Origin of the sequence: Helicobacter sp. 'house sparrow 1', from assembly GCF_900199585.1 — a bacterium.
Classification (GTDB): Bacteria; Campylobacterota; Campylobacteria; order Campylobacterales; family Helicobacteraceae; genus Helicobacter_H.
Genome location: NZ_FZQY01000007.1, coordinates 52,702 through 72,353 on the forward strand (window position 1 = coordinate 52,702; position 19,652 = coordinate 72,353).

11 protein-coding genes and 1 other RNA gene are annotated in these 19,652 nt (G+C 31.3%); 7 read left to right on the top strand and 5 right to left on the bottom strand.

From position 1 onward, the window contains the following. Both hsrA and C6H31_RS04200 read right to left on the bottom strand, forming a co-directional pair. Positions 1-678 (bottom strand): homeostatic response regulator transcription factor HsrA, encoded by a 678-nt coding sequence (hsrA, locus tag C6H31_RS04195; RefSeq protein ID WP_104697572.1) that lies wholly within the window; start codon positions 676-678, stop codon positions 1-3. 270 nt (positions 679-948) lie between these two features. Continuing rightward, on the bottom strand, positions 949-1,782 hold the full coding sequence (locus C6H31_RS04200) for a YihY family inner membrane protein (protein WP_104697573.1): 834 nt from the start codon (positions 1,780-1,782) through the stop codon (positions 949-951). 125 nt (positions 1,783-1,907) lie between these two features. On the opposite strand from C6H31_RS04200, the gene C6H31_RS04205 reads away from it, so the two are divergent. After that, positions 1,908-3,320, top strand: coding sequence for a hypothetical protein (locus C6H31_RS04205; RefSeq protein ID WP_158654696.1), 1,413 nt, complete (start codon positions 1,908-1,910; stop codon positions 3,318-3,320). A 40-nt stretch (positions 3,321-3,360) separates the two neighbouring features. On the opposite strand, the gene C6H31_RS04210 is transcribed toward C6H31_RS04205, so the two are convergent. The 3 genes from C6H31_RS04210 to rnpB all read right to left on the bottom strand — a co-directional run bounded on the left by C6H31_RS04210 (position 3,361) and on the right by rnpB (position 10,341). Further along, the gene (locus tag C6H31_RS04210; RefSeq protein WP_233709894.1) at positions 3,361-9,036 is read right to left on the bottom strand and encodes a vacuolating cytotoxin domain-containing protein; all 5,676 of its coding nucleotides are present in this window, start codon (positions 9,034-9,036) and stop codon (positions 3,361-3,363) included. A 38-nt stretch (positions 9,037-9,074) separates the two neighbouring features. Continuing rightward, a complete protein-coding gene (gene rsmH / locus C6H31_RS04215; RefSeq protein ID WP_104697576.1) occupies positions 9,075-9,998 on the bottom strand; it encodes a 16S rRNA (cytosine(1402)-N(4))-methyltransferase RsmH in 924 nt (307 codons plus the stop codon). 21 nt (positions 9,999-10,019) lie between these two features. Continuing rightward, positions 10,020-10,341, bottom strand: an RNA gene (gene rnpB / locus C6H31_RS04220) — RNase P RNA component class A. A 189-nt stretch (positions 10,342-10,530) separates the two neighbouring features. Here rnpB and C6H31_RS04225 point away from each other — a divergent pair. From C6H31_RS04225 to C6H31_RS04250, 6 genes are all read left to right on the top strand, one after another. Beyond that, positions 10,531-11,649, top strand: coding sequence for a hypothetical protein (locus tag C6H31_RS04225; protein ID WP_104697577.1), 1,119 nt, complete (start codon positions 10,531-10,533; stop codon positions 11,647-11,649). Positions 11,650-11,766: 117 nt separating this feature from the next. After that, entirely contained in the window at positions 11,767-12,192 is a 426-nt protein-coding gene (locus C6H31_RS04230) for a MarR family winged helix-turn-helix transcriptional regulator (RefSeq protein ID WP_104697578.1), read from the top strand. Continuing rightward, positions 12,189-13,205, top strand: a complete 1,017-nt coding sequence (locus C6H31_RS04235) for an efflux RND transporter periplasmic adaptor subunit (protein WP_104697579.1) — start codon at positions 12,189-12,191, stop codon at positions 13,203-13,205. Before C6H31_RS04230 ends, C6H31_RS04235 begins: the two co-directional genes overlap by 4 nt. Then, entirely contained in the window at positions 13,202-16,303 is a 3,102-nt protein-coding gene (locus C6H31_RS04240; protein WP_104697580.1) for an efflux RND transporter permease subunit, read from the top strand. The genes C6H31_RS04235 and C6H31_RS04240 overlap by 4 nt, the downstream gene beginning before the upstream one ends. Further along, positions 16,300-17,535, top strand: coding sequence for a TolC family protein (locus tag C6H31_RS04245; RefSeq protein ID WP_104697581.1), 1,236 nt, complete (start codon positions 16,300-16,302; stop codon positions 17,533-17,535). Before C6H31_RS04240 ends, C6H31_RS04245 begins: the two co-directional genes overlap by 4 nt. A gap of 92 nt (positions 17,536-17,627) precedes the next feature. Beyond that, positions 17,628-19,643, top strand: a complete 2,016-nt coding sequence (locus tag C6H31_RS04250; RefSeq protein WP_104697582.1) for an ATP-dependent helicase — start codon at positions 17,628-17,630, stop codon at positions 19,641-19,643. Positions 19,644-19,652: the final 9 nt, after the last annotated feature.

Below are 19,652 nucleotides of genomic sequence, written 5' to 3' on the forward strand. Positions count from 1 at the left end.
TTAATCCTGTCTAGCTTTTGGGTAGCAAAATCTATAACCTCTTCTCCTTACTGTCTCTACAGTAGAAATATCTAAAGGTTTATCAAGTTTTTGTCTAATTTGATTAATTGCTACCTCAATAACATTGGGTGTTACAAGTTCAGGTTCTTCCCAGATAGCATCAAGAAGCTGTTCTTTTGAAACAATTTGATCTCTATGGCGAGCAAGATGTGTTAAAACTTCAAAAGGTTTTCCTTTTACTTCAACCTCTTTTCCTTTATAAAGTACCCTTTCCTCATCAGGATTAATGACTAAGTCTTCAATCTCGATAATACCAGATGTAGAAAATTTAAGTCTAGCTTCAATCCTAGCCAACAAAGCTTCCCCATCAATAGGCTTAAGTATATAGTCATCAACACCACATCTAAATGAACGAACCTCTGCTTCTGATTTTGTATTTTTTTGATTAGTTACCATAATAATAGTTTTTGGGGCTTTGTTTCTTATAATGCTAATAATCTCCTCAAATTCTTCATTAAAATGAAAACTCAACAAAATTACATCATAATTTCTAATACCAATATAATAATGGCCATCCTTTAAATTACCAGCAATATCAATCTGATAATCTTGTTTTGCAAAAAAAGATGCTAAAGATTTACTGACACTTATTTCCTCATCAACGAACAGGATACGCATTTCTAATCCTTATACTAAACTTAATTTTAGAGATTATAGCATAATTTTATATTTATTTAAGTAAAATTTAATCAGATAAATTTTATAATAAATATTTACTTTATTTATTTTTTTTGCTAAAATTCCCCTAGTTGGTTGCTAGAAGAAATTCCTGCAACTGACTCGGCGCACAGTGTGGCAAGGTTACCTCCCCCTCCTTTCTTTGTCATAGGTTGTGTGTCGCTCTCCTTTTTGTTTTATTAAGTTAAAAGATTGATATTTTGGGCATCGCTATTTGGCGATGCCTTTTTTAGTTTTATGTTCCGCAAAAATACTTATCCCTTCACAAAACCTCATTCCAAAGAGCAAAATTGTCCAAGATGCATAAATCCAGAGCATAAAAATAATCAAGATAGAAATGGAACCATAAAAACTTGGATAAATCTTATTATAAGAGATATAGTAAAGAAACAGCCACTTAAAGATAAACCAAATGCAGGCACAAACAAATGAAGATCCTATAAGTATTCTTTTTACCAATATTTTATTTGCTGAAACCCTAAAAAGAACTATAAACAAAATTGTAGTTAAAAGTAGTGAAAAAGAATTTATAAAAATTAAATGTATCTTATAGACTTGAAAAATCCTTTTTAATTGCATATTGATATAAAATAAAAATGCAATTACTGTGGGGAAAAAAGTGATCATTATCCAATATGCTTTAAGGGAATCTAAAAAATTTCTTGGTTTAGAATTAAACATTCTTGAAGTAATAAATTCATAGTTTCTAAAAAATAAAAGAGAGGTAATACCCATATACACAAATCCTACAATTCCCATTGTTGAGGCTTGCTTCATAAAAGAATCTAGCATTTGTGTAAAAAAATCAACATGCGTTGGGATTAAAATAGAAGCAATTGCCCCTTTGAAATCACTCATCATATTTTGAAAATTAGGAAACATAGAGATAATAGATAGGATAATAAAGAGTAGAGGAATAATTGCAAAAATAGTATAAAAACTTAAAGAGGCTGCAAAATAAAAAATCTCTTCTTCATGTGTTAAAAAATTATAAAGATTAGTTATTCTACTTCGAGTTTGCAAAAACAAAGCTTTTAATTTCATTTATTTTCCTAGTTTAGAGAGATAAACAATTTTACAAGTTTTTTACTTAAAAAACTTTTTGTTTTTACGACTCATTCATAGAATACCTCTGAAAAATCAAAATCTAAATAAGGATGAAGATGAAAATGAAAAAAAGATTTTTTGTATTTAGCGCAGTATTGAGTAGTTTTTTGATGGGACAAGAAGTTGCTGAGGAAAAAAAAGAACTTTCTCCAGAGGAAACTGCAAAAAAAGATATTTCTCAAGATCAAAGTTTTATTAAAAAAGTTGTAACAGGTATTAAGTTTAATGGTGTAGCTTTCATAAGACAATTTAATAATTTTGGTGATCTTGGTGGAAGTTCTCAACAATATAGACTAAAACTTGATGTAACATCAGGAGAGGTTTATGGTTATAGCGTTACAGGAGGTATTTTTTTCTCTCAAGGAACTTCAACACCTGGAAATGATAATGTTACTTATGGATCTATCCAAGGTAGCAGAGGTTCTGCATACAATGCTTATTTTTCTGATCGTTTTGGTATTGGCGTGCTTTATGCAAGCAAAAGTATTAAGACAGAAAATATTGATTTTAAGGCAAATCTAGGAAAAATGAATATTAACTCTCCTTTAAGTGACAAAACACTGGATTTAGCTACAGGACTTGAGGCAACCTTAAAACACAAAAATATTCAATATCATTTTCATTATGCAAATAGCTGGATTACTGATACCATAGCCTATGTCTTTAGAGAGCAAAATTTAAAAAATTCAAGTGGTACTTCAATAGGCAAAAATCAATCTGCAGCAGCAATTGGTCTGGGTAATCATTTATTTATTTTAGGTGCTAGCGGTAAAAAAGTTTTTAAAAATTTTGATTTTAATATCTATGGAGTCAATGCGCTCAATTTGTTTGATTTATTATTCTTTGCAGATGGAGCCTATACTTTTAAAACAGGAGCTGGGGACTTTACTATTAAAGCTCAAGTTGCTACAGCAAATTTAAATTCTACTCCAAATATTTTATTAGGAGGTGATGGTGGAAAAAAACTTACGAGCAATCTTCATACCTCTATCAAAGATGAAGCCCAATTTAGAGGAATTTATAATATCAATATTGCTTATAAATATTCTGGTTTTAGCACAAAAATAGGTTATTTAGGAAGTTTTGGGGATGGTTATGGTGTTTCTTTAACTTCAAAAGGTGGTATTGATGTGGGTGGAAAAATGTGGTATAGCAATTTTAGTTCTGCTTACAGTGGTTTTGGTGTTTTTAGCTCTGGGAGCAAGAAAGGAACAGATATTAAGGTAGCTTACCTTGCTACAGAATACAAATTTAAAAAACCTGTTAGAATTGGTTTTGATGCAGCATATATTACTGGGAAGAATAATTTTTACCTAACAACGGGTAGTACTCCTCAAGATAAGACTTTCTGGGAGCTTACTCCATCAATTAAATATAATTTCACAAAAAATCTTGAAATTTCTGCTCTCAGTGCATTCTATGTAGGTGGTATGGAAATTATCAAAACAAGATTAGAATTAAAATACAACTTCTAGTATCTAGTATGTGAAAGGGGAGTGAGGGGGTAGAGGGGAATTAGAAAATATATCTTACTCCCATATTTCCACTAATTCCAATATCCTTATAAAATATTCCCAGCTTAGATCCTAGACCAAAATTTATAAAAGTCCTATTATAAATTTCCATCTCTCCGCCTATGGTAAGAGAGAGATGTAAATTTTTTAGATTAGATTTTTGATAATTTAAGATGTTATTACCAACAAATCGAATCATATCATTGCCATCAGAATAAACAAGCAGATCTTGCGAAGTTGCAAATAATACATACCAGTAAGAATTTTCATTGACATATTTTCTTGTCTCTAATCCAACATTTACCTTTAAAACATGTTTATTATCAGAGTTTGCTTTAGCAAGTAAATCTTGGTAGTAAGATTGAATTGTTTGTCCATGGATATTGGAATTGGCAATATAAAAATAACTCAATCCAACCTGTGGCTTTATCACCAAACTTCTTTCTTGCAAGTAAAACAGATATCCATAATTGAAGTTTAAGTTTGTAATATAAGAGTTATAGTCATATCTTTGATTTAATTGTCTAGTAATAATTTCTTGAGAATTAATAAATTCTTGATTCCACCCTATAGTTTCACTCATCGTCAAATCAAATTCATGGTTGTCACCCAAAAATGCACGAGAGTAAAAGCCGATATTGAGATTATTGGCATTATTTTGTATAAGATCTCCATAATAAGAGCTATAAGCATATGCCATATATCCGCCAATAATAACATTATCAATAAAACGATCATAACCAACATTTATCCCATAAAGTGTTCCATTTCCACCTTGGATAAAATTTGCAGCACCTATAACTGTCCCCCAAACATTGTTTTTGTATTCTTCTCTTAAACCATGTTGGTAAATTGAAGCACTAAGTTCTTCCTCATTACTATCATCTTGAGCAAAATATTTACCCTGAAGTCTTTGAATCACTTTCACAAAAGTATTTTTATCCACTTTCTTTTTAGAACTAAGTTTTACAAGCCTACTATTTCTATTTACATCTGTTGCAAGCCTCACAGCATCAATAGTACTTGCCTTTCTATCTACTGAACTTATTTGCCTAGTAGCACTTTGAATATTATTACCAACTTTCATAAAATATTCTAAATTTTGTGGAGTAATAACATCATTTGCCCAAACTGCATTATTTTTTTCGATCATCAACTCTTGAAATGCATCCATAATGCCCCTGCCAATGTTATTAATAGCATCAATCCATTCCTGACCACCTTTACGATAAAACCAATACTCTATCCGATTCTTATCAAAGGGGTTGAAATTATCTTGGGTGTCTATTTTAAAGCCAATAGAGGTGGCATCTATAATCTTTGTAAGAATAATTCCATTATAACTAAAGGTTGTATCATTATCTATTCTTAAGCCTCCTTGCGTTTCAAAAAATCCCAATCTATCAAGCATATTAGATTGATAACCAGAATCACTCCCACTTGAGGTAGTTCCTGACTGATTTGTATAATGATAAATAATTCCACCTTTTGAAGAAAGAAGAGTGTAACTAGTCCCTAGCTTCAAGCCTTTTAATCCAGATAAATTATAAACATTAAAAACTGCTAAGGGGCGATGATTTTCATCTACTTTTCTTGCATCAAGATAGATACTTGTTTGTCCATTTACCTTAATAGGATTTAAGGTGGCACCATCTAGAAAAAAGTGAATGTTACCTTTTATCTCTAAATTACCATTAATTGTAATATTACTTTTACCGCTATAAGATAAATTACCTCCACTGGCAAGACTTAAGTGATTAAAAGTTGCAGTGGCATTTGTAAAATTTAAATCAATAAAAGTTGCATTTCCTAAAACTTGTGTACTATCAAAAGTTTGAGAATTAATAACAAAACTAGCCTTTGTAGCATCAAGACTCTCACCAGTCAAAGAGATGGAGCTATTTGGGGTTAATAGACCAGATAAAGATATATTATTATCCTTACTCATATAACTTGCTGTGATTGTGTTATCATTCACACTCCAATCACTCCAATCTAAATTTAATGCATTGATACCAACAGTTTGAAATGCTGTTTGACTTGTATTGATATTGCCAATTTGAACAAAACCACTAGAATCACTCTTAAAAATTCCTCCTTGTGATCTAAAAGAAGAAATAACAATATTTGCATTTTTGCTCTCTGTAGAATCAAAAGTAGGATAGGCCGTATCAAGGCGACTATTCCAAGAAAGAGATAGACTATCAATTTTAATGTTTTTTACATTATTGAAAATAAGATTTCCACCATATGCTCCCCAAGTAGATGCAGAGATATTCTCAATTTGTGCGTGGTTAAGATTCTTAAAGGTTATATTTTTAGTTCCCACATTAAAAGCCCCTGACTTAATACTATAAGTCCCTGTAATTTTAATATCCGCAAAACCATTTTCATCATCTTGGGATTGATAAAAAGAAGAATTTGGCGAAACATTTAATCCATAAGATGAAAAATGAGAGGTTTCCAAAGTGGTATTTTCAAGAAGTAAGATTTTTTTAATATCTATCTCTTGAGATCTATCAGAAAAAGTGATGATAGAATTTTTTGCACTTAAAGAATCCAAAATTTCAAAAGAAGTAAGGGAACTTACATCTAATCTTCCATAATTATCAAATACTAAAGTTTTTACCTTGAGATTTCCATTTCCTCGAAACTTTAAGGTAGCAGCATCAACACTGCTACTGCCACTTAAAAAACGCAGAGTATTAATTCTAGAATCCCCAATATCAGTAAGAAACTCATTATATGAATTATTGCTTGATTGTATTTCCATTGTATCAATCAAAAAATCTTTGGCACTAATTCCACCACCAAGGCTATTTTGTCTTGCATCTCTTGCAACAAGCTTATGAATATAGATTCCATATTGTTCTTCTGCATCCCCGTTATTTATCCCCTCAAAACTTATCTTTTGTCGTCCTGTAATTTGACTTAAATCAAGAGTTACTTCATCACTCACTGTTCCATTTCCAACAAGCAAGATAGTACCCTGATAATTAAAACTATCCCCAATTGCTCTCAAACTTGAATGATTTCTAATATTAATGACGCTTGTATGATCATTATCATTTGATCCAATAAAACTATAATCATTTGTTTTTGTTGTTTCTAATATTAGATGCCCACTGATTAAAGCACCATCACCAAGAATAATATTTCCTCCCAAATAAATATCATCAGCCTTAACATGCATATTAGACTTTGAAAGACTATCTCCTATTCTTATAACACCTGTCTCTCCAGCATTTTCCCTATTTTTTCCCAAAACAAACTTTGACCCTGTTGCATCAATTGTAAAAACTGCTTGAGGACTTGCACTATTGTGATAAGTATAGTCTTTAAGGTAGTAAATAATAGGTTGTCCTCTTGTATCTTCCTCATCTGATATTTTTGGTTCAAGTCTAAGGGTATAGCTATTCTTTAACCCTCCTGCTCCATTCATAATCCCAAAAACTGCATCCCCACCAAATCCCCATACGCCTGGCTTAATGTGAGGGGTTATATCCACATATACTCCTGTGGCTTTTATAATAAAGCTTAAAGTATTACTAGAAATACTAGATGAGAAATCAATCTGCAAAGGATTGTTATTATTTTGATTATCAAAAAAATAAATATTGCGAGTAAGAATTTGCTGAATAGTGCCATATCCTGTATCAGAATCTAAGCTTGTGTAAATTTTTCCGTTTTGTAGAAATTGGATACCACCACCTGCATTAATTAGAGTGTAGCTTTTTCCAGTGATTAAATCCTTAGTGCTTGCATAAATATTAATCCTTGAATTTGGAACCACCGTATCATCTTTAGAAGCTTCTTCTAAAGGATTCATATTAAACTGAAAATAGCCATCTTTAACATCAATTAAGGTCGTATTGCTTGGTTTAAGTGAGAAATTTAAAGCACCATTATTAATCATATTACCACCATAAACCTCTAATTTTGAACCATCAGATATATTTAAGTCACCATTATTAGTATAGGTGTGATTAGTATCCTTAAGATATACTCCCGCATTATTTACAATGCTTATATTTTTTGTAAAAAGATTATTAGCCTTGATGGTTGAATTATTAAAGGTAATTTTTTCAATACTAATATCACCAGTCATTGCAGAACTTTGAGAATCTCTTTGTGCATCCAACAAAGATTGACTATTCATAACCAAATTTTTTGCCCTTAGAGTTTCTCCTGATTTGATATAAAGCTTTGCTCCATTTTCTAATGTAACATCATCAATATTTGTATTTCTAGCATATAAAAAGATTTCATTATTACTAAAACTGGCAGTTTTAATAGTAAGACTTTCTCCTGCTTTAATAGTTGCATAGGAAGCCTCCAGTGTATCAATTACTACATTATTAACTTCAAAAGCATCCAAAGTACTCCAATTAGAAATTTTTGCATTTGTAATTTCAAGACCTTGAGCGGATGTAAATTTTGCAGTTGCCTTAGTGGTGGCACCCCATCCTCCAAAGATTTCTAAGTTTCCAATTTTGAAATTTGTATTTTGATTCCCTATCAAATTTGTTGTTGGATTAAAATCAGCTGTTTGTACATTAAGATTCCCGATATTAAAATCAGTATTTGCATAAATATTTCCACGAGTTGCAGTGAGTGTATTAATTACAGTCTTATTAGAAACATTACTTACATTAAAGGTATTAGCCCCTGTATCCACAGTGGAATTCAACATAAGCACTATAGAATCTAGATTAAGATTCTCCACCCCCTCTTTTACAAAAAAGCTACTCCCTGTTACCCCAAAGGTTTTTAAAGTAATAGAGCCTGAAGAAGTAAAGGAAGGGGTATTGCTGATGGTGATAAAATTATTCTTCAACCCCGTTGCAAAAAGGTTCCAATCACCTGTAATAGAGACACCATCACCCTGATTATTATAGGTTGCATTTTGGGCATCTAGAGTATAGGTTTCTACATCCTTTGTAAAAAAAGTAGTATTTGAAAGGCTAAGAGATTTAATATTTATAGATGCACTAGACTCATTAGAGTCAAAACGCCCCCCTGAAATACTAAGAGAATCGATAGTGATAGAATTCTTACTTTCACTAGAAACCTCATTGTTTTTGAATTGCAAAGTTCCGCTACCTTGTATTTGCCGTGCATAAAAATCAAAATTATTTGCAGAAAAAATAACACTACCTCCTGTAGCATTATTCACTGTGATATTTTTTGCAATGAGATTACCTTTTGCATCAAAAGTTGCACTAGAATTTTGGAGCCCCGCCTTGGTTAAATTTAAATTAAAATCTTGTAAAGTGATGTTGCTTGATGATTGAAAAGTGATACCAAGACCACCGCCTGTGTTAATACCATTGCCAGCCCCCAATGTTCCTGTCAGAAAAACTTCTCTTGCCTGAAATTTTGCTGTAACATAGCCTATCCACCATCCACTTCCAAACCATACGCTCCCTGTGCCTGAGGCTTTAGTATTATTTCCAAAAATTAATGTTCCATTGGCATATGTTTGTGAAAATGCTTTGTCACTTGAATAATAGGTTTTAGTTTCGCGGACATAAAACTCATCGGTTTGATTTTTTGTTACACTTCTTAGATAATAAACATCATTCTGGATGTTAGTACTTGCAACTAAAGTATCAGGAATCCCAAGTATAGAGGATAAAACAATACTTCCAAATAATCTTTTACTCGCAGTATCCAAATCTACCTCGGTGTGTATAAAATCTAAAACACCTAGGATTATATCGTATTATCATTAAATAAAAAAGCTCTGAGTTTTGCGCTTTTAGATCGTGAATTATGCTTAATTTCCTCTTTACTTGCAACCTTGGGTTTTTTAGTCAAAAGCACCCCTTGCTGATGATTATTTCCACAGGTGCATTTTAGATTATCTTTGGGACAAATACAAGATTTTGAAAAATGATTGAAAGCTTGCTTTACAATACGGTCTTCTAGAGAATGAAATGTAATAATACACAAAACCACATTAGAAAGAAAACTTGAATGATGTAATAATTTTTGCAGTTCTTCTAATTCCTTATTTACTTCAATTCTTAATGCTTGATAAACTAATGGCAGAATTTTAGGATTCCTAAAATGTCTTTGCAAGAAAATACTAAAATCTCTTGCACTTTCAAAATCTTGTTTTTTTCTCTCTTGTACAATAAGTGAAGCAAGTTTCTTGCTTTCTCTCAATTCCCCATAATCTCTGAAAATTTTTTCAAGGCTATTTGCGCTATAGTTCTTTAAAATACTCCTAGCATCTAAATCATTATGACAATCCATACGCATATCTAACACCTCACTATTAAAACCAAAACCCCTATGAGATGTATCAAGTTGGAATGAGCTTACGCCTATATCTGCTAAGATTCCTTTTATCTGTGTACCATATTTTTGGATTAAATCCTTAATGCCATCACCAAAACTTCCTTCAAAACACTCAAACCTATCTTTAAAATCCTTGAGAAAGTTTTTACTAAAAGTTCTTGCATCCTTATCCCGATCAATTCCAATAATCTTAATATTTGGGTTTTGTTGAAGTAGAGCTCTTGTATGTCCACCAAAACCAAGTGTGCAATCTATGATAATTCCTTCTTTAATAGGACTAAAGACCTCTAAAACTTCATTCAATAAAACGGGTATATGTGGTATTTTTTGCATAAAAACTCTGTAAGTTGAAAATCATTTGGTATAGCGATAAGCCGAGTTCTGTCATTGAGCGATTATTTATCTAAGGCTTTATTTCACAATAAAGCTCAAGCAAAGAGTTAAAATTTGAGACCTAACCATACTCTTCTTGCTACGGATTGGGTTTACACGGACAGATTTAATTACTTAAATCTCGGTAGGCTCTTACCCCACCTTTTCACCCTTACCAAAAAATGGCGGTTATTTTCTGTTGCACTATCCCTTAGCTTACGCTAGCCATTTGTTAAATGGAATCCTGTCTCTGTAGCTCGGACTTTCCTCTCAGGATAACCTGAGCAATCGCCTGCTATACCAAAGTTTCGTATTATAACAAAAAAAGTAATCTTAGAACATTTTGGTATAATGAACTCAAAGATGAAATATCCTAAAAACTTTAGGGTTTGTCACTTTTAAAGATTTAAGTCGGATTTGAGTTTTTACTATGATACCTCGTAGTGATTTGGTTTTATTGAGTTAGCTTATGCATCTCAAAAAGGAGACAATAATGCAAAACGATATTTTTAGTGGTTGGAAAATGTACAAAAACAACGAGATTCAATTTAGCGCTTTACACAATTCCATAACTTTATTAGCCCAAAATTATGACAATAGAAATGGTGAGAATATCTATACAATCGTTCCTGCTGTTGTAGAAAATGTTTATAGAGTTTTAGATGAAATGCTAGATTTTGGTGTTAATAATATCGAATTTACCCCATCATGCGATTCTTCAGATGGCTCTCATATCTTTAAATTTTTAAATCAAGGGGAAATTTTTAGGATAGTTATTACTTTTGATTATGGCAACAAACGTGATCACTCTATTAAAATTTTATTAGGAAATGGGAATTTAGAATTGATACAAAAATTAACTTGTGATAGAAATCATCTTGTCATACAAATGAATTTATGCATCAATTATATCTTAAGGGAGTATAAAGGCTGGAAAGATAGTATCAACAACACCTTTAGCCCAAGAGAATTATATTACAAAGATCAAGCCATTACAGGGCAAATTTCCAAGATCTGGTTAGATAGTATTTATGAAAAATTTGTAAAGAATATAAACAAATATGGATTAGTGGCAAATCTCAGTGAAACATATTATGATGAAATAGGTATTTATGATTTATTTTCTTTTTATGTTAAAAATAGGCAGGATAAAAAGGTTTTTGAGCTTAAAATTATTCGCCACTATCCTAATTACTCAACAAAAGATTGCACACTTATCATATTAACTCCTTATGGATGCACCTATGAGTTTGATATCCATAAAAATGGAATCGAAAAAATTTTAGATACCATAGACAACTTTTTCAAAGGATACTATTATAGAAAATCTCTTAAAGAGATTGATTTGCTTAAAAGTCTTATAGATTGTGAGATAGAGGATAATGAAATTTTTAAAAAATATTTATCAACTCAAGAAAATCTACCAACAATTGACATAAAACCTCTAAAATCCTTTGAGGATACTATTGATGGAAAACTTGATATATCTATCAAGCTTAATAATAATGAAATTAATAATACCAAGGACTTGGAATCTATCAAAGATAGAATTCTTGATATGATTAGTGCGCAAAAATTTGTGACTATGGTCGGGGTGCAAATTGAGATCTAAGAGAGCCCTATAACTTGGTAGGTTTTAAATACATAGGCTTTATTGTTGATAGTCCTAAATCATTCAAGGCTATCAATTCAAAACAAAATATTAGGAGTAGAAATATAAGTGAAGTTAATGAGCAAGCATGAAGAGGGTGATTTAATCAAGGAACTTTTTTTTACCACAAAACAGTTGAGAGCTTTTATCGCAAAAGATCTTAGAAAACTTGATATAGGATTTGAACAAGCTGGTATATTGTTTTTACTGGGATCTAGGGGGGCTTTGAGTATTAGTGAAATTGCACAATTCTTCGAAAAGGATAAAGCGACAATTTCTAGAACAATCAAGGCATTGGAACATAAAATGTTTGTCAAAAAGCAACAAGTGCCTGAAGACAAAAGAAGTAATCATATCAAACTCACCCAACTTGGCTTAGCCAAAATCGGGCAATTAGAAGGACAAAAAGAATTCTTGCTCAAAAAAATAAAAAGTGCAATCACAGCTCAAGAAAAGCAAATCTTTGTCTCTACTTTACGTAAAATTTTGGAAGTTATTAAATGAAAAAGTATCTTACCTTTTTATTTTTGCCTATTTTTATTTTTGCTAAACCTATTGCAGTAAATACAATTATTTTAAAGACAGGTTCCTTACAACAAGAGGAAAATTTTTTAGGCAATGTAGTTTTTAATGAATTTGCAAATATTGCATCTCAGTCAAGAGGCATAGTAGAAGAGGTATATTTTAGAATAGGGCAAAAAGTAAAAAAGGGAGAAAAGCTACTAAGCCTAAATGAAGAGTTTTTGCAAAAAGACATTATTATTAAACAATCAAAACTAGATCAAGCTCGTTATATATTAGAAAATAAAAAAAAGGAGCTTGAGCGCTATAAGAATCTTTTAGAAAGTCAATCCATTCCCCTACAACAATATGAAAATATTGAATATGATGTAAAATCCCAAGAAGCAAATATTTTAGCCCTTCAAGCAGAACTAGATATGTCTATTTTAGATCTAGGATATAAGACTATTTATGCGCCATTTGATGGAATTATTGTTGAACAAAAGGTGCATAAAGGGGAGTGGGTTAATACTGGGGAAGTGATTTGCCAGATTCTTGACACAAAAAATATTGAAGTGATTGCAGATGTTCCAAGTTTTATGATTAATCACTTAGCATTGGATCAAAAAGTCAAAGTAAGTATTAATAATAAAACCTATAACGGTAGCATTGTTGCCCTTATTCCAAAGGCTGATATCAGCTCAAGAAATTTTCCAGCATATATCAAAATTGCAAGCAATGAAATGCTTCTTGATGGAATGTCTGCTTCAATTAGATTAAATGTTGGAAAGCAAAACACTGGTTTTTTAATTCCTCGCGATAGCATTGTGCAGCACAAAGGGAGATCTAGTGTATTTGTCGTGCGTGGCAATAAGGCTGTTTGGATCCCTGTTGAAATTCTATCCATCAATAGAAACAATGCTCTTGTAAAGGGAGAAATGAAAGCAGGGGAAAAGCTTGTATCCAGAGGACAAGATAGACTTGAGGATGGAAGTGAAGTAAAAGAGATTCAATGAAAAGTTGGATTAAATATTGTCTTCTTAACCCCGTTGTAGTTTTTGTTTGTAGCGTCTTCCTAGTTTTATTTGGACTTATGGCTTTAGACAAAATGCCCTATCAGCTTTTACCACAAATTTCAAGACCCGTGATTAGTGTCTATACATCTTGGAAGGGAGCCCCTCCTTATGAAATTGAAAAAGAAATCACTGATAAGCAAGAAAAATATCTAAAAAATATTCCTGGACTTTTAAGCCTTACTTCAAATTCAAGACAAGGAATGTCTTCTATTACCCTGGAGTTTGATATTAATACAGATATGAAAACTGCTCTTTTAAATGTAAGCTCCAAACTTGATGAGGTGAGAGGGTATCCATCTGATGTGAGCAAACCAATCATAAAAACAACAGGAGAAAATGTTCCTATATCAATCTATCTTTTTGCAAAAACCCTTGATGTTAATGAAGACATCAACCATTACAAAAGTTATATTGCTGATGATATTATCAAATATTATGAAAGAATTGATGGGGTGGGGGAAGTTTATGTAAGCGGGGGAGTAAATGAACAAGTTTTTATTACACTAGATACACAAAAACTTGCTTTTTATCACATTACTATTGATGAGGTTATCTCAAGCATAAAAAAACAAAATCTAAATATTTCAGCTGGAAATATGGATTTTGCACAGCGTAATTACAGAATCTCTACAATAGGAGAATATGACAGCTTAGATTCTATTGGTAACACAGTAATTAAGACAATACATAATAAAAATATTATTCTAAAGGACTTGGCAATTATTCATCAAGGATATGAAAAAACCTCAAGCTATAATTTTCATAACAATAATCAAACCATATCTATACAAATTCGTCCAACAGCGAGTGCAAGCATCTTAGAACTTACAAACAAAGTTGAAGAAACAACAAAATTTTTAAATGAGAATTTTTTAGAAAAAAGAGGCTTAGTTATTGATTGGGGTAGAGATCAAAGACAGTATATTCTCTCTTCAATTAAGCTAGTGAAGGAAAATATCTTACTTGGTATTGCTTTAGCCATTATTGTATTGTTTTTATTTTTAAGGAAAATAACACCCTTAGTTGTAGTAATTCTAGCAATACCTCTTAGTATCATTGGTTCATTTGTATTATTAGGCGCATTTGATCGAACTTTAAATGTTATTTTGCTAGCGGGCGTTTCATTTGCAATCAGCATGATTATTGATAGTGCAATTGTAGTTTTGGAGAATATTTTAAGACACACAAAAATACAAAAAGATCATCTTAAAGCTTGTATAGTTGGGACTTATGAAGTTACAGGTGCTTTGTTTGCTTCAACTATCACAACTCTTGCAATTTTCATCCCTATTATCTTTTTAAAAGATGATGCTGGAAAACTCTTTGTAGATATAGCAATTGCTGCCTCAAGTTCTATAGGTATTTCACTTATAGTTTGCCTTTTTATGATTCCCACTTTTTTGTATGTAGTTTTAAAAAGACTAAAAATTAAAGATACAAAAGGATCACTCAGTATTCTTGTAGAAAGATTTGGTGAAAAAATCACCAAAATTATTATGAATTGTGTTATTTATTGCACCAAAACTACAATAAGACAAATTAGTAGTGTTCTTATCTTTGTGGGTCTTTGTGGCTTTTTTAGCTTTATTGCATTCCCAAAAACAGATTATCTCCCAAAAGGAAATCAGAATTTTATCATTGCTTATCTCACAACACCATCAGGGCTTTCTTTGGAAGAAAAGGAACATATTGTAAAAATTCTAAGATCTAAATTTCAACCATTTTTAACCACCAACCCTAATCATATTGATAATGATGAAGTTCCTTTAGTTAAAGATTTTTTTGTAAGTGCCGGTGAAAGTATTTATTTTTATCTTGTAGCAAACGATCCAAAAAGAATCAAAGATTTAATGGCTTATGCGCAGGAGAGTATAGATTCTATTCCCAATCTTAGAGGAGTTGTACTACAACAAGAAATTTTTAGTGGTGCATCTAGTTCAAGTATTGATATCAATATTAGTGGTTCGGATTTAAACTCTTTAAGCACAAGTGCCCACAATATCATTGAACTAATCAAAGAAAAAATCCCCAATTTAAGTATTAGGGTAATCCCTTCATTGGATGCAAACAATCAAGAAATAAATCTTTATCCTGACAATAGATCTCTTGCACTTAATGGACTTAATATGCAAAGTTTTGGAACAATCACAGAGGTAATGCTTAAGGGAAAAAATGTCGGGGATTATAGAGAAAATGGAAAAATTTTAGATCTGATTTTAGATTCTAAGCAGGCTATTAAAGATAGACAAACTTCCCCCGAAGATATACTTTATTCCCAAATTTATACCCCAAATGGAGGCATTGTGTTAATTGGCTCTCTTGCTGTTATTAAAAATGAGTATGGCGTATCAAGAATTCGGCACTTTGAACAAAAAAGAAACTTGCTATTGATTATTAATACAAAAGATGACACTCCTATTGAAAAGGTTGCAGATATTTTGCAACAAGAAATAATAAAGCCCTTAGCCAAAAATGATAAAAATGATATTACAATCTCAGGAAGTGCGGGAAAACTTCAAAAACTAAAAGCAGAACTCTTTAATGGATTTATTTTAGCAATCATCATCACTTATCTAATCCTTTGTGCTTTATATGGCAACTTTTTGTATCCATTTATTATTATTTTGACAGTTCCACTTGCAACTACTGGGGGATTACTTGGATTATTTTTAGTAGATAAATTTATAGCAAAACAAAATCTTGATGTTTTAACAATGCTTGGTTTTATTATTTTAGTTGGAAGTGTTGTTAATAATGCAATTTTGATTGTTTATCAAACCCTTATTAATATTAAACAATACCATCAAGAAAATAAGGAGGCTATATTAAATGCAACACAAAGTAGGTTATCACCTATCTATATGAGTATGTTTACAAGCGTATTAGCACTTATTCCTCTTGTTTTATTTGCAGGGGATGGTAGTGAAATTTATAGAGGTTTAGGAGCTGTGCTAATTGGAGGCATCATCTTTTCTACCTTTATTACTATTCTTATTATTCCTGCACTTTTAATGCTAAGCACAAAGACTAAAAAATGAAAAAGCTTCTGCTTATTTTAATTTTTATCAATGGTCTTTTTTCTCTAAATCTTGAAGATGTAATTCATATTGTTGTCTCCCAAAGCCCTGATGTAAAAGAAAAAATAGCCCTAAAGCAACAGGGAAATTATCTTAAAAAAGCAACTTATGGGGCTTTGATGCCAAGTATAGATACAGGATATGTCTTTAGCTACAATATTCCAAGTTCTCAAAGGCATTACACATTAAATAGTTTTAATATTAAATTTAACTATAATCTTTTTAATGGATTAAAAGATTACTATGCAATCCTACAGGCCAAAGAAAACACAAAAAGACTTGATTATAATCTCACAAAATCTCAAGCAGAGATTGTATTAAGAGCAAAACAAGCCTATATCAACATATTGCAATTTCAGACTCTTTTAAACATCCTTCAAGAGCGCAAAAAAAACATAGAATCTCAAAGAAATAAGGCACAACAATTTGTGCGTCAAGGTATTCGTGCAAAAAATGAATCTTTAAGTATGGAAATATTACTTTCAAATACAATACTTAGTATCAAAGATACAGAATTAAAACTTTCTTATCAAAAACAAACCCTAGAAAAACTTCTAAATACTTCTTTTGATACTAAGGATTTAGAGGATATTGATATTAATATCCACAAAGAAATAAACATATCAGAAATCTATCAAAATATTCTGGATCAAAACCCAGATTATTTAAATCTAACTTCAATGCTAGATAGTGCAAAATTTCAAAATAAAAGTGATTTTGGTAACTTTTTACCTACAATCAATTTAAGTGGGACAAAGTTTTGGTACATCGGTGGGAGCAATATTGTATCTACTAGTTATGGTCTTCAAAGTCAAATTCACTTAAGTGCAACTTGGAATGTTTTTAATGGGCTAAGAGACAATAATAAATATCAAGCCTCAAGAGTTTATACCCTATCCTTGCAAAATAAAATTGATGCCTTAAAAAGAGATTTGCATCTTCAATTACAAGATCTTGTAAGACAATTAATGCTTACAAAAGAACAATTTCTAATAAGCACAGATACACTTAGTAAGGCTGAAGAAAATTATAAAATAGTTAATAATCGTTATGCTCAAGGAATTGCAACCTATACAGAACTCATTGATGCAGAACTTTTATTAAATAATGCACGCACAAATATTGCTCAAGCAAAATATGGATTTGCATTACTTCTTGCACAAATTGACTATCTAGAAAATAAAATTTTTTAGATAAAAATGGTTTTTAGACTAAATCATAGTGCTTTCTCAAGAAGAGGTAATTGTATATTTGATAAAATAACCAAAAAAATTTTAGGAAATAAATGCCCCTATCAAATTTAAATTTTGAACAAAATCAAGCCGCAACAGCACCCTTTGGACACAATTTAGTTATTGCTTCTGCAGGCACAGGAAAAACCTCAACAATCGTTGGAAGAATTGCATACCTTTTTGAAAACAAGGTTGAGCCAGAAGAAATACTACTACTTACTTTTACCAATAAAGCTGCTGAGGAAATGATTGCTAGAGTGGCAAAAAAATTTGGTGAAAGCAAGGCAAAGAGTATCCAAGCAGGAACTTTTCACGCGGTATCTTATAAATACTTAAAAGAAAAATACAATATTGTTTTAAAACAACCAAGAGAATTAAAAATTTTATTTAAAAGTATTGTAGAAAAGAGGGTTTTTTTAAACCAGAATAATACGCCTGCTTACTCTTCTCAATATCTCTATGAAATTTATTCTCTTTATTTAAATGCCTCGAAAAATCAAAGTTTTGGAGAATGGCTTGAAGCAAGAAATAGTGATCAAATGCAATACCTTCCAATTTATGAGGATATTTTTGATGAATTCAATGAACTAAAAAAAAGTTTTAATTATGCAGATTACAATGACTTGCTTTTAAATTATAGAGAAGAAATGAAAAAAAACCCAACCCCCTATAAAGAAGTTTTATGTGATGAATATCAAGATACAAATCCTCTTCAAGATTCCATTCTTGATGCACTTAATCCATCTAGCCTTTTTTGCGTAGGAGACTATGATCAAAGCATCTATGCTTTTAATGGAGCAGATATTAGCATTATTGCAAACTTTACTCAAAAATATAAAAATGCACAAGTCTTTACACTTAGTAAAAACTACCGATCCAGTGCATATATACTAGATCTAGCCAATCGTGTTATTCAAAAAAATGAGCGTATCTATCCAAAAAAAATCGAAGTTGTAAAAAAGGGGGATTTTACTCCACCAAGGCTCTTGATTTATGATGAGTTATTTTTGCAATACCAAGAAATTGCCAAAAAAATTGCTACAGGTAATCCAAACTTTGAAGAAGTTGCAATCATTTTTAGAAATAATGCTTCAGCAGATGGTTGTGAAGCTAGTCTTAGAGAACTTGGAATCCCATCAAAACGCAAAGGAGGACTAAGCTTTTTTGATACAAAAGAAGTAGCCTTGATTCTTGATATCTGCTCTTTACTTTTTAACAGTAGGGATATGATGGCTTTTATCCACACTCTAAGCTATGGCACAATGATAGGAAACTCCATTGCCAAAGATATTTATGAGGCATTTTTAATTCTTGGAGATGGTGATATCAAAAAAGGAATTCTCTCTCCAAATGATAAAAAACCCTATCATACTAAAGTTAAGAATACACAACTAGGACTTTTTGATGACTTTATCCAGTTAGAAAAAGCAGAACGCTTTAACTCCTATTTGTTAGATGAATTTGCATCACACCCCATTCTATCCCATCCAAAATTTAATAAAGAGAGTGCATTATTCTTGCAAAACTTTTATTTACTCTTTAAACAACTAAATAGGGAAAGAGATCCAAAAATAATGATTTATAAAATTACTGATAGTACATTTTATAAAAATATAAAAGAAATTTTGGCAAATGAGAGATCAAAAAATAAAGACGGAAGCATTGATTTAAGAAGAAAAGAGGAAGCTTTAGAAAAAATTGACAGAAAGATTTTATTATTAAACAATCTCGCAAAACGCTATGACCATATAGGAAAATTTTTAAATGCAATGATATTAGGATCATCAGAAGCAGTGCAGGGTAGTGGAGTAAATCTTTTGTCAATTCACGCTTCAAAAGGCCTAGAATTTCAAGAAGTTTATGTGATTGATTTAATGGAAGACAGATTCCCAAATACTAAACTCATTCAAAAAGGAGGGAGCTTAGAAGAAGAAAGGAGATTATTTTATGTTGCAGTAACTCGAGCTAAAGAAAAATTATTTTTATCTTATGCCAGAAAAGATGCGCTAAAGAGTATTGATTACAGACCCTCCATTTTTTTATATGAAGCAGGAATGATACTTGCTTGAATTACTTTC

Excerpts from the sequence above, each read along its gene's own strand:
- C6H31_RS04250 (WP_104697582.1), top strand. The coding sequence starts at position 17,628 with ATGCCCCTATCAAATTTAAATTTTGAACAAAATCAAGCCGCAACAGCA.
- rsmH (WP_104697576.1), bottom strand. The coding sequence starts at position 9,998 with ATGCAAAAAATACCACATATACCCGTTTTATTGAATGAAGTTTTAGAG.
- C6H31_RS04235 (WP_104697579.1), top strand. The coding sequence starts at position 12,189 with ATGAAAAAGTATCTTACCTTTTTATTTTTGCCTATTTTTATTTTTGCT.
- hsrA (WP_104697572.1), bottom strand. The coding sequence starts at position 678 with ATGCGTATCCTGTTCGTTGATGAGGAAATAAGTGTCAGTAAATCTTTA.
- C6H31_RS04200 (WP_104697573.1), bottom strand. The coding sequence starts at position 1,782 with ATGAAATTAAAAGCTTTGTTTTTGCAAACTCGAAGTAGAATAACTAAT.
- C6H31_RS04230 (WP_104697578.1), top strand. The coding sequence starts at position 11,767 with ATGAGCAAGCATGAAGAGGGTGATTTAATCAAGGAACTTTTTTTTACC.
- C6H31_RS04205 (WP_158654696.1), top strand. The coding sequence starts at position 1,908 with ATGAAAAAAAGATTTTTTGTATTTAGCGCAGTATTGAGTAGTTTTTTG.
- C6H31_RS04240 (WP_104697580.1), top strand. The coding sequence starts at position 13,202 with ATGAAAAGTTGGATTAAATATTGTCTTCTTAACCCCGTTGTAGTTTTT.
- C6H31_RS04225 (WP_104697577.1), top strand. The coding sequence starts at position 10,531 with ATGCAAAACGATATTTTTAGTGGTTGGAAAATGTACAAAAACAACGAG.
- C6H31_RS04245 (WP_104697581.1), top strand. The coding sequence starts at position 16,300 with ATGAAAAAGCTTCTGCTTATTTTAATTTTTATCAATGGTCTTTTTTCT.